Source organism: Pseudarthrobacter phenanthrenivorans Sphe3, assembly GCF_000189535.1.
In the GTDB taxonomy this organism is placed as follows: Bacteria; Actinomycetota; Actinomycetes; order Actinomycetales; family Micrococcaceae; genus Arthrobacter; species Arthrobacter phenanthrenivorans.
This window is the reverse complement of sequence record NC_015145.1, coordinates 165,482-179,470: the sequence shown is the minus strand read 5'-3', so window position 1 is coordinate 179,470 and position 13,989 is coordinate 165,482. Positions and strand designations below refer to the sequence as shown.

General features: G+C 64.4%; 13 protein-coding genes. 2 read left to right on the top strand and 11 right to left on the bottom strand.

All coding sequences use genetic code 11. The features are described from left to right. Window positions 1-5 precede the first annotated feature (5 nt). The 9 genes from ASPHE3_RS00850 to ASPHE3_RS00810 form a co-directional block, all read right to left on the bottom strand. Window positions 6-776, bottom strand: a complete 771-nt coding sequence (locus tag ASPHE3_RS00850) for a nuclear transport factor 2 family protein (protein WP_013599334.1) — start codon at window positions 774-776, stop codon at window positions 6-8. Window positions 777-785: 9 nt separating this feature from the next. Continuing rightward, on the bottom strand, window positions 786-1,811 hold the full coding sequence (locus ASPHE3_RS00845; protein ID WP_013599333.1) for a sugar phosphate isomerase/epimerase family protein: 1,026 nt from the start codon (window positions 1,809-1,811) through the stop codon (window positions 786-788). Window positions 1,812-1,827: 16 nt separating this feature from the next. Next, the gene (locus ASPHE3_RS00840) at window positions 1,828-2,931 is read right to left on the bottom strand and encodes a sugar phosphate isomerase/epimerase family protein (RefSeq protein ID WP_013599332.1); all 1,104 of its coding nucleotides are present in this window, start codon (window positions 2,929-2,931) and stop codon (window positions 1,828-1,830) included. Continuing rightward, entirely contained in the window at window positions 2,928-3,323 is a 396-nt protein-coding gene (locus tag ASPHE3_RS00835; RefSeq protein ID WP_013599331.1) for a C-glycoside deglycosidase beta subunit domain-containing protein, read from the bottom strand. The genes ASPHE3_RS00840 and ASPHE3_RS00835 overlap by 4 nt, the downstream gene beginning before the upstream one ends. 40 nt (window positions 3,324-3,363) lie before the next feature. Beyond that, window positions 3,364-4,923 (bottom strand): GMC oxidoreductase, encoded by a 1,560-nt coding sequence (locus tag ASPHE3_RS00830; protein WP_013599330.1) that lies wholly within the window; start codon window positions 4,921-4,923, stop codon window positions 3,364-3,366. Beyond that, complete coding sequence (locus ASPHE3_RS00825; RefSeq protein ID WP_013599329.1) at window positions 4,920-5,696, bottom strand: TIM barrel protein; 777 nt, start codon at window positions 5,694-5,696, stop codon at window positions 4,920-4,922. The genes ASPHE3_RS00830 and ASPHE3_RS00825 overlap by 4 nt, the downstream gene beginning before the upstream one ends. Before the next feature lie 141 nt (window positions 5,697-5,837). Next, window positions 5,838-6,674, bottom strand: a complete 837-nt coding sequence (locus tag ASPHE3_RS00820; protein ID WP_013599328.1) for a carbohydrate ABC transporter permease — start codon at window positions 6,672-6,674, stop codon at window positions 5,838-5,840. Between the two features lie 2 nt (window positions 6,675-6,676). Then, a complete protein-coding gene (locus ASPHE3_RS00815) occupies window positions 6,677-7,636 on the bottom strand; it encodes a carbohydrate ABC transporter permease (protein ID WP_013599327.1) in 960 nt (319 codons plus the stop codon). Between the two features lie 56 nt (window positions 7,637-7,692). Then, the gene (locus ASPHE3_RS00810) at window positions 7,693-8,979 is read right to left on the bottom strand and encodes an ABC transporter substrate-binding protein (protein ID WP_013599326.1); all 1,287 of its coding nucleotides are present in this window, start codon (window positions 8,977-8,979) and stop codon (window positions 7,693-7,695) included. 231 nt (window positions 8,980-9,210) lie between these two features. Here ASPHE3_RS00810 and ASPHE3_RS00805 point away from each other — a divergent pair, with 231 nt between their 5' ends. Beyond that, window positions 9,211-10,152 carry a LysR family transcriptional regulator gene (locus ASPHE3_RS00805; protein ID WP_013599325.1) on the top strand — a complete coding sequence of 314 codons (942 nt, stop codon included), beginning with the start codon at window positions 9,211-9,213 and terminating at the stop codon, window positions 10,150-10,152. A gap of 28 nt (window positions 10,153-10,180) precedes the next feature. Here the strand turns inward: ASPHE3_RS00805 and ASPHE3_RS00800 are convergent, their stop codons facing one another. Beyond that, window positions 10,181-11,659: a sugar phosphate isomerase/epimerase family protein gene (locus tag ASPHE3_RS00800; RefSeq protein WP_013599324.1), complete on the bottom strand. Its 1,479-nt coding sequence runs from the start codon at window positions 11,657-11,659 to the stop codon at window positions 10,181-10,183. Between the two features lie 32 nt (window positions 11,660-11,691). Further along, window positions 11,692-12,984 carry a C-glycoside deglycosidase beta subunit domain-containing protein gene (locus tag ASPHE3_RS00795; protein ID WP_013599323.1) on the bottom strand — a complete coding sequence of 431 codons (1,293 nt, stop codon included), beginning with the start codon at window positions 12,982-12,984 and terminating at the stop codon, window positions 11,692-11,694. A gap of 118 nt (window positions 12,985-13,102) precedes the next feature. On the opposite strand from ASPHE3_RS00795, the gene ASPHE3_RS00790 reads away from it, so the two are divergent. Beyond that, complete coding sequence (locus tag ASPHE3_RS00790; RefSeq protein WP_013599322.1) at window positions 13,103-13,972, top strand: ThuA domain-containing protein; 870 nt, start codon at window positions 13,103-13,105, stop codon at window positions 13,970-13,972. The last annotated feature ends 17 nt before the right edge of the window (window positions 13,973-13,989 follow it).

Genomic DNA, 13,989 nt, shown 5'->3' with positions numbered 1-13,989 from the left:
TTTCCTTACTTGAACGTATCGACGAAGGTGTCGTGGGGTACCGGGGGCAGTGGATCCAGCCTCTGCCGCGCGGTGGGGCTGTACGGGTGGTATTCCTGGGGCACAGGTTCATCGGCGGGTGGCATGAACACCGGCTTGCCGTCGTCGCCGAAGTACATCAGGTCCAGTGCGAAGGCGTGCTGGTTCTTCTCGGCGAAGCTGATCCAGTTCTCCTCGAACGGGGCCCGCAGCAGCTCGTAGCAGCGGAACTTCCAGATCTTCCATTCGCCGTCCTGGCGCAGGAAGTCCACGGCGTACTTGCACCACACCCAATGGGCCCAGACCTTCTTGCCCTGGACCTCGCCCGGCGAATACATGTAGTCCGGGCTGTCCTTGGCCACCTCAGGGTCAGTCAGGCCGGACTCGTTGCCGGTCATGATCCAGACACCCTTGGCGGTTTCGCCGTCGGCCGCCACCTCGATGACCGGGGTGGTGGTGTAGTGCAAAATCAGCTTTCCCTCGGGCCGCGGGCGGCCCTGGTGGTAGCGGATGACGCTGTCGTACTCCGTGTACTGGCCGGCGTTGGTGTACCTGGCGCGGATGCCAGGCGTGCCGGGCTTCACCCACAACGGGATGATCTGCTCATCCTCGAAGGCATTGTGCAGGTACATGTAGCGGTTGAACAGGTTCTCGATGTCACCGCGGTCATTGGCCCGGCGGGCCAGTTTCAGGGCTTCGGCGAGCTCGCCCCGGAGGCGTTCCACCTCGGCCATGAGATCGATATCGATGGCAGACATTGGGCCTCCTTAGGCGGGAACGACTGAGTCTTCGATGGCGCGGCGCATCAGGGCATGCTGCTTCTTGACCAGGTCGATGGGGTCTGATTCGCCCAGATCGGCGAAGGCATGTCCCTCCCACTCGCTGGACAGGAAGCCCTGGTAGCCGCCCTTGACGAACTGGCGCACAATGCGCGGGATGTCCATGGCGGGCTCGTTGCCGTTCTCGTCTATGTCGTAGAACTTGGCGTGCACGTGGAACATCTGGGGCATGATGTCCAGCCACTCCTCCGGCGGGACCAGCCCGTGCATGTTGAAGGCGAGCCGGGTGAACGGGCCCAGCCGGGCGGGATCGAAGTTGTTCTCCCTCAGGTAGTCCTCGAACTCCTGGTTGCGCTCCTGCATGGGCAGGGGTTTGCGCCAGATCTCCTGCATCACCGCGAAGTGCTCCTCCGGCAGGCCCATCTGCGTCAGGGTGCGGAACAGCGTGGGCGAGAGACTGTGCATGGTGGAGCTGAAGTCGGCCGTGAAGCCCAGCCGGTCGCTTCCCAGTTCCTCGTACATTTCGCGGATCTGGAGGATCTTGGGATCGTTCGGGCCCTGGGGGGCGTGGATTTCGTAGCCGAGCTTCTGGTCGTACTTTTCGGCCAAGGGCAGCAGCCGGCGAAGCAGCTCCTTGCCGGCGGAGCGGATCACGATCTTGTGGAAGCCGAGGGTGTTCGCCGTCTTCAGCTGCCGTGCAAAGAAGTCGTACTCCTCATCCGGAGTCATGTCCCGGTCCTTGCGCCGCCCCATGTCCAGGTTGGTGCCCACGGCACTGGGGGTCAGGCCGTAGCGGTCCATGCTGTCGCGCCATAGTTTCGCGAAGTCGTTGTCGACGTCGGGGTAGGTGCGCAGCATCTGCGCGATGTTGAATTCGACGCCGGGGCCGAGGCCTTCGTCGGCGACCGCTTGTATCAGCGTCCCGGGCGTGTAGAGCCCGGCGGCGAATTCGGAGGTGAGTGAATAGAGGGTGATGCCAAGCTCGATGCCCGAGCCTGCGATGCCTTCTGACATGTCGTATTCCTTTGTTTCAGCCGCGGACGGGCTGGGCGAGGTGGCTGCTGAGGATGCGGCGGGCTTCGGCGGCATCGGTGATCATGGCGGAACCGGCGTCGGCTGCTGCCGAGCGCTGGATGGCCTGTTCGCTGCGGATGATCTCGAACGGGTCCTGCCAGTTGTTCCAGTGCCAGCCCTCGTATTCGCTGGAGATGGCACCGGAGTACCCGTTCTCCACGAGCTGCCGGACCAGGCCACGCACCGGCACGGAGGGCTCTTCGCCGTTCTCGTCGATCCCGAAGAACTTGCCGTGCACGTGGCGCACCCACGGCATGATCTCCAGCCAGGTGTCCAGCGGCGCAGGACCGAAAAGGCCCGTTCCGTTGATGCCGAAATCGATGCCGAGGTCCGGCCTGCCGTTCCGGGCAGCCAGGCCGATGAAGGCACCGAAACGCTCTCCGTGGACCTTCTGGGTGTTGGGGGGTCCTTCTGCATAGAAGCCGTTCCACAGCTCAACCACCTGCCGGAGCAGGTCCTCTGAGGCGCCGCGACGGCGGTAGGCCTCCAGGAGGGAGGGGGCAAAGCCGGTGACGGTGGCACCCCAGTCCGCGGTGAAGCCGAGCAGCGGGGAGTCAAGCTTTTCGTAGCGGTCACGCAGTGCGAGGACCCGCTCGTGCGCGCCGTGCTGGTCCGCATGGACTTCCAGGGCAAGGGTGACGCCGTACTTCTCGGCCACGGGCAGCAGGCTTTCCATGGCGTCGGGCGTCAGCGAGATCTGCACGCGGGCGATCGGGAAGCCGAGCCGGGCGGCCACCTCGATCTGCTTGCGCATGTACTCGACCAGCTCGTCGTGGTTCATCAGCCGGTCCCGGCGGATGCCTGTGTCCACGTTGACGGCCAATGATGTGGGGATGAGGTCCACTTCTGCCACCAGGTCGCGGAACTGCCCCACGAAGTTGTCGTCGATGTGGTCCGGGAAGCCGCGGAAGCTGGAGAAGCCAATGACTTCCAGCCCCGGGCCGAAACCTTCGGCCGCCACCTTGCGGATGAGGCCTGCGAGGTCGTACTGCCGGCCGTGGAAAGCCCGGGTGAAGCTGTAGAGGGTGACGCCCTGGATCGGCGTGCCGAGGCCTGTCATCGCTGTGCCGCCTTCATGGTCTTGGTGTCGTGCTCTTCGATGTGCAGCACGCCGTGGTCGGTGATGATGTAGGGGATGTAGAGCTTCAAGTCCACCCGGACCTCGTGCTCCGCCTGGTCGTCGCGCAGGGGAAGGTCGCCGGACAGGACGGCAGAATCCAAAGGGAACCACCATTCGCCGGTCTCTTCAACGAGTTCCTCGAAGCTGAACGTGCGGTTGTTCATGGTCCAGCGCAGCGAGTCTTCCGGTGCGGCCACGCCGTCAACCGTCAGCGCCGCCCCGGCGATGCAGGAGCCGGGGAGCGCGCGGTACCACGGGATGCGGACTCCGACGGCGGCCCGGCCGTCGCGGGCTGTGAGTGTTCCTTGCTCGATTATGCGGTCGGCAATCATCGAGACCTCCTTGTCTGCGGCATGCCCTGCCACTTCTTCATTATTTACTCACTCTATTGTCTGAATTAGACATAAGTAAAGAGCTGTTTAGCTTTTCTGCAACTTTTCGCGCTCCGCGCACGGCGAGCGCTACCGCCGTCAGCGTGGGGTTGCACGCCGTCGCGGTGGGGATGACTCCATTGCCGGCCACAAAGAGGCCGGGGACCTGCCATACCTCGCTGTCGGGCGAACAGACGCTCTCGCCGTCGTCCGTCCGGGCCATACGCGTGGTGCCCTGGTAGTGCAGGGATGCGCCGGGAGGGAGGACGAAGGGCTGCTCGTCGAGCGGCTCGCCCACAGCCTTGCCCAGGCGGACGATCTCCTGCCTGGCCCGCTCCAGCACCTCGCGGTCGCGCTCGGTGAGGCGATAGTGGATCCGCATCGCGGGCATCCCGTACGAGTCGCGGGCGCCGTCGTCGAACGCCACCCTGTCCTCGCGCTGCAGGTCCTTGGCACAGAACAGGCCAAGCCCCACGATCGATCCCGGAACAACCGGGTCGTCCTCCGCCAGCGGGACGGGGGACGCATCCAGCTGCATGATCTGGCCGTGGAAGGGAGCTTCATCCGTGTAGGGAACCCAGGCCACGCCGCTCTGCTCACTGAGCGCACCGTCCGCAGCCGCGGATCCTTGCGGGGCCGTGACGCCGCGCAGCCTGCTGGCGAACACCACCTGGGCCTGGTCGTTGAGGTAGCGGCCCAAGGCATCCGGCCGGATTCCTGAAGCCCACAGCAGCTGCGGGGTGCGGAGGGCATCCGCGCCCACCACCACGTACCGGGCGGACACCTGGTGTGTCCCGCCGGTGCGGCGGTCCTGGACTTCGACGCCGGCAGCAACCCCGTCCTCCACCAGCACCCGCGTCACCAGGGACTCATCAAAGAGGTGGAACTGCGGGTTTTCCCGGGTCACGTCCCCCATCACCACGTCGGACCCCGACCAGACGAGGCCACCGTCCTCCCGCCGGTGTACGGCAAGCGGCATGGGCTGGACCCGGAAGGCCGGCCCCCTGCCGTTGTCCACCACTGCCGCGAGGCGTTCGCGGACCAGGTCCGAGAAGGGAGCGCCGTCGAAAGCGTGGGTGGTGACGCCGAGCAGGCGGTCGGCGTCGTCCAGCAGGTCCTCCAGGTCAGGGAGGAACGGGATCCGCTCCTTGCCTCCCGGCCGGGGGCAGGCAGCCGTCCAGTGGGCAGCCATGCCGCCCACGTTGCTGGACATGGCCGCCACGGGCATGCCGTCCTCGCCGGGGAAGGCATAGCCGTCCTGCAGGAGGTAGGTTCCGGGCCTGGCACGGCGCTCCCCACTCTTGACAGCACCTGGAGAGCTGACAGTTTCGGCACCTGCTCCCGGACCTTCCGAGGCCCGCTGCGCACTGCTGCGGCGCTCAGGATCCTCGATGTTCTTGACGTGCGCCCCGGGCGGGATGCTGACGGTGGGGCCCACCTCGAACATGGCGATGGTGGCACCCGGCGCTTCCTCGCTCAGGATTCGCGCATACGCCGATGCCGTGGGACCACTGCCGACGATGGCGACATCGACGGCAGCGGGGTACCGGTGGCCGCTCACCGCCCGGCCACCAGTTCCTGGATGCGGCGCACCGACTTTGCCGACTCGATCGTTGGGTAGTACTCAAGCCCGATGGGTCCGCTGTAGCCGCTGTTCTGCAGGTCGGCGAGCCGTGCGTGCCAGTCGATGGAGCCGGAACCCGGTTCACCGCGGCCGGGAGCATCGGCGATCTGGACGTACTTGACCAGGTCCCCGGCATTGGCGAGCTCGGCAGCCACGTCCTCGCCCTCCACAGTGGAGTGGTAGAGGTCGTAGAGAACGCCGAAGTTGGGCGAGTTGACGCCCCTGGCGACGTAGACGGCTTCCGAGGTCCGGTCCAGGAGCGCCCCGGGGTGGTCCACGCGGATGTTCACCGGTTCGAGGACCAGGGTAATGCCCGAGCCTTCAATGTGCGCCGTGCCTTTGGTGAAGATTTCGATCAGTTCGTCCAGCTGGTCCTGGCGTTTGCGACCGCCGAAGCCGGTGCCGCTGCCCACCACGATCCGGGGGCAGCCGAGCTGCTGCGCCACGGCTACGCCTGCGTCAAGGCCGGTGTAGAACGGCTCGTGGTTCTTCGGCGGGATCATGAACTGCATCCGGGGCTCGGCCAGCTGCGCGGTGAGCTGGACGCCGGTTTCCTCGAGGGCGTCCTTGAGGGCGGGAATGTCCTTGCCGGTGGGCCCCCACATTTCAACGGCGTCGAAGCCGGCGGCGGCTGCTGCGCGGACGCGGTCAGCGGCGCTGGCCCCTGCTTCTGAGAACAAAAGGTCGATATTGGGCGCAAGCTGGTACATGCGGATCTCCTGGGTGGTTGGGAAGTTTCGGTAGGAAATGTGCGACGGCGGCGCGCGGCACAACGGTTTTTGGGCGCAAGGTATCGCGGCCGGTAGATGGTGTGTGTTCTGGGGCCTCCACGGTGTGCGGAGGACGGCGGGTCAGCCCTTCAGTCCGCCGGAGAATCCCTGGATGAAGCGCTTCTGCGCGAACAGGAACAGGGCAAGGATGGGGACCATGGACACGATCACGATGGCGAAGATCGAGTTCCATTCGGATACCAGCGAGCCGATGTAGTAGTACATGGCAACCGGCAGGGTCTGGTTGGCGGAACCGCCCAGGAAGATCAGGGAGGTGAAGAAGTCGTTCCAGACGATGAGCCCGGCGAAGATGGTCACAGTTCCCGTGGCCGGCGCCATCATGGGCAGCACCACCTTGGAGAAGATCTGGGTTTTGCTGGCACCGTCGATGGTGGCGGCTTCCTCATACTCGGTTCCGAGCCCGCGGAAGAAGTTGGAATACAGGAAGATCGAAAGCGGCAGGAGCATGCCTGTGTAGAGGATGATCATGCCCCAGGCGGATCCCGTCAGGCCGAGGGCCCGGGCCCCCATGTAAAGGGGTACGGCGCCAAGCTGGCCGGGGAGGATGATCGCGATCAGGAACAGGTAGTACGTACTTTTGCTCCAGCGTGCGGTGCTGCGGGAGATGACGTAGCCGGTGATCGAGCCGAGCGCGATGAGTCCCACGATGCTGCCTGCAGTGATGATGGTGCTGTTCACAAGCCCCATCACGACGTTGGAGTTGCCGGTGGCGGTGAGGACGTCGATGAAGTTGCTGAAGTCCGGACTCTTTGGCAGCGCCAGCGGGGAGGTGGTGTACATCTCGCTGTCCGGCTTCAGTGCGGTGGTCACCAGGAAGTAGAACGGGGCGAGGAAGAGCAGGGCAAGGGCCCAGAGGCCAACCTCGCGAAGCAGGGTGAATTTGGTGTAGCGGAACATGTCTAGTCCTCGGGGTTCGATCGCGTCAGCCGCTGCTGGATTACGGCGAAGAACAGGATGATGACGGCGAGCACCAGGGCAAGGGCAGCGCCGCCGCCGAAGTTGCCGAGCGCAAACGCCTGCTTGTAGACCTGCGTGGCCAGTGTTTCGGTTGCCCCGGCAGGTCCACCGCCCGTGAGGGCCATGATGGGGTCGAAGACGCGCAGGCCCTGCACGATTCCCAGGGTGGTGGCGATGGCGACGGCGGGGCGGATGGCGGGCAGCGTGACGTTCCGGAAGCGCTGCCACAGGTTGGCGCCGTCAATGGCTGCCGCTTCCTCCACCTCGACGGGAACACCGGCAAGTCCGGCCATGAAGATAACCATGGCAAAGCCGGTGGAGCCCCAGACCAGGACCACGAGGACTGTCCAGATGGCCCATTGCGGGTCCGCGAGCCACGGCTTGGCGAGGTCGCCGGCGCCAATCGATGTCAGGAAGACGTTGATGGGCCCGTCAAAGTCGAAGATGTATTTCCAGATGTAGGCCGTGGCCAGGGGGCTGAGCACCACGGGCATGAAGAAGAGGGTCCGGAGGATGTAGCGCGTCTTCAGGACCCGGTTCAGGCCCAGGGCGATGACAAGGCCTGCCACGTTGCCGAGGAAGACCGAGCCGAAGGCAAGGAAGAGGGTGTTGGACAGGGCCCCGAGCTTGGCGGGGTCTTTGAAGATTGCTTCGAAGTTCTGCCAGCCCACAACCTTGAACGAGCCGATGCCCGTCCAGTTGGTGAAGGCGAAGTAACCGCCGATGCCCGTAGCCACGTAGTGGATGGCAAGGACGAGGACGATCCCGGGCAGTGCCCACCACCAATGTCCGAACTGCAGGCCCTGGCCCCGGGGGCGGGTGGCTTTACCCGCCCCCGGAGCACGCCGGCCCCGTCGGGGTGCTTTGGCTGCTTCCGTTTTCGGTTGCATCGTGGCAGTCATGATATTCCTTGCTTGTCCCTTTGGGCCGGTAAAAAACGTTCGATGGATCGGGGTTGCTATCCCCAGGCTGCATCCATCGCCTGGAGGACCTGGTCCGGTGTCTTCTGGCCGGTGATGATGCCCTGGACCCCCGTTGCGAGGGCGTCGTAGACGGCGGAGTTCGGCCACTGGATGTTCGGAAGCGGCCCGTATTTTCCATCCTTGATCAGGTCGCCGACGTTCTTGTACGCTCCGCCGTCGAAGTCGTACTTGTCCAGTCCACTGACCGGCAGTGCGCCGTCGATTTCTGCAAACGCCTTGGTCTGCTCTGGTTCGGCAGCCCAGGCGAGAAACGCCTTGGCGGCGTCCTTGTTCTTGGAGGCGGCGTTGATGGAGAAGGCGTAGTTGGCGCTGGCGTAGACGTATTCGTTACCCGAGCCCTTTTCAGCCGGCAGTGCGCGCACGGCAAATTCGGAGCCGGCAGCGGCGGACTGCAGCTGCTTCCAGCTCGTGGCCGGAATAAATCCTGCCAGTGACGTCCCGCTGGCAAGGCCCTTGGTAATGGCGTCAAAACCGGCCCCGGCGGCGCCCTTCTGGAAGCAGCCCGCGTCCTTCAGCGTGTTGACTGCTTCGAGTGCCGACTTCCAGCCGTCCGAGCCTGCGAAGGTGACTTCCTTGGCTGCACGCTTTTCGTTCCACTCGGGGTCTTCCGCGTAAACACGGGAGGCTGCCAGGGACATCGCCGTGAGGCCTGTGTTGGGAGGCGCCGCACCTGCAAGGGCGAAGAGGGATTTCCCGGAGGATTCGAGCGTCCTGCACTGCTCTTCCAGGGCCGTAAAGTCCGTCGGGAACTCGCCGGCCTCCTTCACAGCAGCCTCGTTCGTGACCAGCGCGGACACGGTGATGGCCGTTGCCTGGCCGAAAACCTTGCCCTCCGGGCCGAAAGTGCTGGCACTCCCTTCCGGCAGGAGGTCCTTGGCGGAGTCATCCAGTGGCTCAAGGAACCCGGCCTCCGCCAGAGGAAGGATACTGCGTCCCTGGCCGCTGCCGGGTGAGGTCACCACGACGTCGGAAGCGTTGCCGGCCTGGAGCTGGGTCCGCAGGGTCTGGTCGTAGGAGTCGTTGGGCTGCGGATTGAAGGTGATCTTGACGTTCGGGTTCGCCTCCATGTACTTCTCGGCGAGTACCTGGAACGGGCTCTCGATGGTGTTGGAGGTGGCGAAGGAGAGGGAGAATTCCTGCGCTCCCCCCGTGGAGGAGCTGTTGCCGGCGGGGGCCGAGCAGCCGGTGAGGACAAGGGCTGCGAGGGTGGGAACTGCGAGGGCGCCGACCTTCAGACCCGAGTAGCGGCGGTGCTGTGTCATGTCCAGCCTTTCTGACTTCGTTGTCGAAAACATCCGGGGCCCGTGACCCCGGTCACTCACCAGTATGAGCGAGATGTGCAGAAAAAGCACATAAGTATTGCGGATGACAGACATAAGTTTCGCAAAGGTTTGCGGAAGGATTGCATCAAGTGCCCTGATGCCGTAGGGAGAAGCTATTGATGCCATTGATAAAATCAAGAGACGTAGTTCACCACTGAAAGACCGTGCGCCGTGACGAATCATGCTTCGCTTTCCCGGCTGGACCTCAACCTGCTGATCTCGCTCGATGCCCTCATCACTGAGCGGAGCGTAACCCGGGCGGCCGAGCGGCTTCACTTGAGCCAGCCCGCCCTGAGCGCGTCCCTGGCACGGCTCCGGTCCCATTTTGGAGACCCCATCCTCGCGAGGCGCGGCAATGCCTATGAGCTCACTCCGTTCGCCCTGCGGCTGGCGGAACACACCACCACCGCGCTCGAAGCAGCGCGCCGGGTGTTCGAGAGCCAGGCAACCTGGGAACCCAGCGAATCTGAACGCGAGTTCTCCATCTACGGCTCCGACTACGGGTTCACCACCATTGGCCGGGTTGCCTCCGAACTGGCGGCCGAGCGCGCGCCGGGCGTCCGGTTCCGGTTCATGCTCCATAACCCGATGGTGGTGGAGGATGCCGCCAACCGCCTGCGCTCCGTGGACGGCATCCTGATCCCCCACGGATTCCTGTCCGGACTCCCCTACCTGGACCTGTGGCGGGACGGCTGGGTGGCCGTCGTCTCATCCTCCAACGAAGCGGTGGGTGAAAAAATCACCATGGAGAACATTGCAGAACTGCCGTGGGTAATGACCTACCAGACGCGGTCGGCGTCAACCTCGGCCGAACGCCAGATCATGCAGCTGGGCGTGGAGCCGCGGGTGGACGTCGTGGTGGAAAGCTTCCAGTCCCTGCCTCATTTCGTGGTCGGGACCAACCGGATCGCCCTCATCCAGGCAGCGCTGGCCCCCTTTGCGTTGCGGGTAGGAGGAATCCGCGTCCTGCCGCTGCCCTTCGATGCCACTCCGCTGCTCAATGCCCTCTGGTGGCACCCGGTACACAACCGGGATTCCGAGCACGAGTGGATGCGCAGCCTTTTCAAGGAAGCTGCCCACATCGTGGGGGCAGCAGCCCAGGAAGGCAGCTGAAGCGCCAGGCTCGATAACTCCCCCGGCGTCAGGCGGATGCCAACGCCGACCGCATGCTCTTGCGGATGAGGTCGTGCTGCCTGCGGACCAGCAGCAGCGGATCCACCTCGCCGAGCTCGGCAAAAGCATGGCCTTCCCACTCGCTGGACCAATAACCCCGGTAGCCGCCCTCCACGAACACCCTGACCAGTTCCGGGTAGTCGATGGCCGGCTCGTTGCCCTGCTCATCGATGTCGTAGAACTTTGCGTGGACGTGCATGATCTGCGGCATGATGTCCGCCCACTCCTTGGGGCTGACATGCCCATGCATGTTGAAGGCCAAATGCGCGAACGAACCAAGGCGCGCCGGGTCAAATTCCCGGCCCCGCAGGTAGCCGATGAACTCCTCCTGCCTTGCCCGCATTGGGGCGTCAGTAGCCCAAATGGACTGCAGTGTGTGGACGGCCTCGTCATCGAGCCCGGCACGGCGGACAGCCCGCAGGAGCGTCGGAGACATGCTGTGCATGGTGGAGGAGAAGTCGGCCACAAAGCCCAGCAGCGGCGAATCAAGGTCCGCGTAGACGTCGCGCACCTTCATGATTTCCGGCGAGTTGGGTCCGAGGGGTGCATGGATCTCGTAGGCCAGCTTGAGCTCCAGGTCCTCGGCCAACGGCAAAAGCCGGCGGAGCAGTTCCGGTTTGGCGCTCTGGATGCGGACCAGTGGGAAGCCGAGTTTCCTGGCTCCGTGGAAGAGCCTTTCGGTGAACTCGTACTCCTCGTCCGGGGTCATGTCCCGGTCACGGCGCCGGCCCATGTCCAGGTTGGCGCCAAACGAGCTGGCGGTGAAGCCGTGTTTGTCGAAAGCCTGGTGCCAGGACCGGGCAAAGTCATCCGTCACGTTTGGGTATGTGGGAAGGACCTGGGAGGCAACGATCTCAATACCCGGACCAATGCCGAGTTCCGCCACACGGTTGAGCAGGCCGTCAAAGTCGTACCAGCCGGCCCGGAATTCGGCGCTGGCGGAGTACAGCGTGAGCCCGAGCGAGAACGGATCGTCGTCGGCCTTAGGCGGAGGCGGCGTGACCGCCGTCGTCAGTGCAGGGGCCGGTGCCGGTTTATCGGTGACTGTCAGCTCCAGCGTCTGGTTGACGAAGTTGGGGACATACATTCCAGGGCCGCCGTCCTGGCCCGGGGCGATCTGCATGTAGGGCAGGCGCAGTTCTCCGATGAGCTGGACCGTGTGCTGCCCTCCAAGGGACACCGGGGTGTCCCTCCTGGTGATGAGCAGGGGGTGCTCCTGGAGGAACCAGAGAGTTTCGCTTTGGGCTGGGAGGTCCGGAACCGCATAGCGGACGCCGCCCAGTTCCAGCGACAGGTCCTCCGTGGGTACCTCGACGCCGTCCACAAAAAGCCGGAGGCTGGAGACAGAGGAGAGCCACAGGCTCCGGTACCAGGGAAGCGTGAGGGCCAGGGCGAGGCCCTCGGGGTGGGTGCGGAGGCTCGATTCGTCAAGAAGTCCGTTTGGCATGGCTGTATCTCTTTGCTGGCAGAAGGAAATGGTCAGGGGAGTTCGGAAGCAATGCGGCGGATCAGGGCGTGCTGGCGGCGCACCTGCTCGATGGCCCGCCAGGGTGTCCGCTCGCCTTCGTATTCGGTGGAAAGATAGCCGGTGTAGCCGGAGTCCTTGAGCGCCTTGAGTATGGGGCGCCACGGGATCTGCTGGTCTTCCAGCTGGTCATTGATGTCGTGGAACTTTGCCTGGATGAACACCACATACTGGGCGATGTCCGCGAAGTCTGCGGGATTGACGCCGATCCCGTCCAGGAAGGCCGGCCGCGTTTCGCGGCTCTCGCCTTCCCGCAGCGGGATGGGCCGGTCCTGGAAGATGCCGGTATCGATGAGCAGGCCGAAGTTCTTGGTTCCGGTCCGTTCGATCAGGCCGATGTAGTCGTCAACCACAGGGTGTTTGATGGGCGTGGGCGAGTGGATCTCGGGGCAGATGATGATCCCGAGCTCGTGGGCAAGATCCAGGGAGCGCTCCACGGATTCGGTCCAGATCGGGTCCGGAACCAGATCGCTGGACACCACGCCGATCTTTGGCCGGACGAAGCCGAAGCCAAGCCGGTGGGCAAGCCGGAGGTCCCGCTGGAGGGCCGCGGCGCCCTCGGCAACGGTCATGCTCCGTCCCGGGTACAGGCGGGTATCGATCCAGGAGCCGTAGTTGGTGGGCTCCAGGGAGTACTTCTCGAGCAGGCCGAACCAGGTGTCGGTCCACGCGGCCGAGGGTTCCGGATAGCCGGGGATGTGACCCTCGCCAAGGATTTCGACGCCGGTGGCACCTGTATCGGCGACGGACGCCAATGCAGTTTCCAGGTCCATCACCGTGCCGTAGTCGCCCATGTAGCTGTAGAGGGAGACACCATAGCGGAACGCACCCTCCCCGCCCTCCGGAGCCAGGGTCACTGACCTGCTGACACGGTGGATGGTGGGCTGGTGCTCCACGGGGATGTAGGACATGCGCAGCCGCAACTCGATGGTGAGCTCATGGACTCCCTGCGGAAGACCGCCGTCGTAGGGAACCGTGACCACCGCGGCCTCCTCGAGGGGCCAGCGGACGCCGTCGCTTTCCCAAAGCTGCTGCAGCGTGAAGGTCCGCCCGCCGAAGGTCCACAGCGGAATGTCAGGGGCGACGTCCACGAGGTTGCCTACCCGGACGGCGATGCCGTCGATCAGGGAAGCCGCCATGCCGCGGTAGGACGGCATCCGGACCCTGAACTGGAAGCCGGTTGTGCGTCCGCCTTCGGTGACGTTGCGGAAGCCGACGGACTGGATGAGGTCTCTTTCGAGAAGCATCGTTGCTCACTCTCTCTAGGTGCAAATCGATCGTAGCACCATTATGTCTGTTTCCGACTAAAGTATGTAGACTTTCCTCGTAACTCTCCGATGGCGGACAGAAAGAGGCATTGATGCCATGGCCGAAGTACTGAATGCACTCATCCTTTCCGGGCATATGACCCGCGAGCACGACAACGAGTTCCGCAGTTTCCGTGCCCACAACCAGTGGCTCACCAGCGTGCTTGAGGACACGGGCCGGTTCCGCGTCCGCGTCGTGGAGGACCCGCGGGGCCTGGGGGCGAACGTTATCGACAAATACGACGTCGTCGTCATCGTGTTCGAGGGCCGCGACGGATACCACGAAAAAGCCGTGGGCTTCGGCGCTGAAACCGACGCGGCCCTGCTGAAGTTTGTCCACGACGACGGGAAAGGCATCGTCTGGTTCCACGGCTCTGCTGTCCAGGAGGACGACTGGGGCTATCCCGACGAGTACAACATCATGCGGGGCGCGAAGCTCAGCGTCCCTACCGGGCTGCGCCCGCGTCCCTGGGGTGAGGCCCTGCTGCAGACCGCCGAGCCGCGCCACCCCATCACGGAAGGCATCAGCGGCACCTGGACCGTGACGGGTGACGACATCCTGACCGGCGTGCAGCTGTACGAAGGTGCGGAGGTGCTTCTCTCAGTGTTTGACGACGTGGAGTCGTACCGGAACGCACCGATGTGGCCCATGTCCCACTATCCGGTGGCCATTCCTGCGGAGGGCGTTGAGGGCCTTCCCGGCATCAACACGCTCCAGCCCCTCGCATGGATCAACAACTACGGCGAGGGACGCAGCTTCACCATCACGATCGGCCACGACATAGACACCTTCCGGCGGATCGAATTCCTTCGGATGTTCCCCCGCGGCGTGGAGTGGGCTGCGCAGGGCAAGGTCACCCTCGAAGGACCCGACCGGCGCGGCGAGCGACGTTTCCTGCCGTGGCCCTACTACAACCACGAGGGGTAAGCGAAGGGGAATCCCGT

Bases quoted from the DNA above. Each gene is read 5' to 3' on its own strand.
- ASPHE3_RS00850 (WP_013599334.1), bottom strand. From the start codon at position 776: ATGTCTGCCATCGATATCGATCTCATGGCCGAGGTGGAACGCCTCCGG.
- ASPHE3_RS00845 (WP_013599333.1), bottom strand. From the start codon at position 1,811: ATGTCAGAAGGCATCGCAGGCTCGGGCATCGAGCTTGGCATCACCCTC.
- ASPHE3_RS00840 (WP_013599332.1), bottom strand. From the start codon at position 2,931: ATGACAGGCCTCGGCACGCCGATCCAGGGCGTCACCCTCTACAGCTTC.
- ASPHE3_RS00835 (WP_013599331.1), bottom strand. From the start codon at position 3,323: ATGATTGCCGACCGCATAATCGAGCAAGGAACACTCACAGCCCGCGAC.
- ASPHE3_RS00825 (WP_013599329.1), bottom strand. From the start codon at position 5,696: ATGTACCAGCTTGCGCCCAATATCGACCTTTTGTTCTCAGAAGCAGGG.
- ASPHE3_RS00820 (WP_013599328.1), bottom strand. From the start codon at position 6,674: ATGTTCCGCTACACCAAATTCACCCTGCTTCGCGAGGTTGGCCTCTGG.
- ASPHE3_RS00815 (WP_013599327.1), bottom strand. From the start codon at position 7,636: ATGACTGCCACGATGCAACCGAAAACGGAAGCAGCCAAAGCACCCCGA.
- ASPHE3_RS00810 (WP_013599326.1), bottom strand. From the start codon at position 8,979: ATGACACAGCACCGCCGCTACTCGGGTCTGAAGGTCGGCGCCCTCGCA.
- ASPHE3_RS00800 (WP_013599324.1), bottom strand. From the start codon at position 11,659: ATGCCAAACGGACTTCTTGACGAATCGAGCCTCCGCACCCACCCCGAG.
- ASPHE3_RS00795 (WP_013599323.1), bottom strand. From the start codon at position 12,984: ATGCTTCTCGAAAGAGACCTCATCCAGTCCGTCGGCTTCCGCAACGTC.
- ASPHE3_RS00790 (WP_013599322.1), top strand. From the start codon at position 13,103: ATGGCCGAAGTACTGAATGCACTCATCCTTTCCGGGCATATGACCCGC.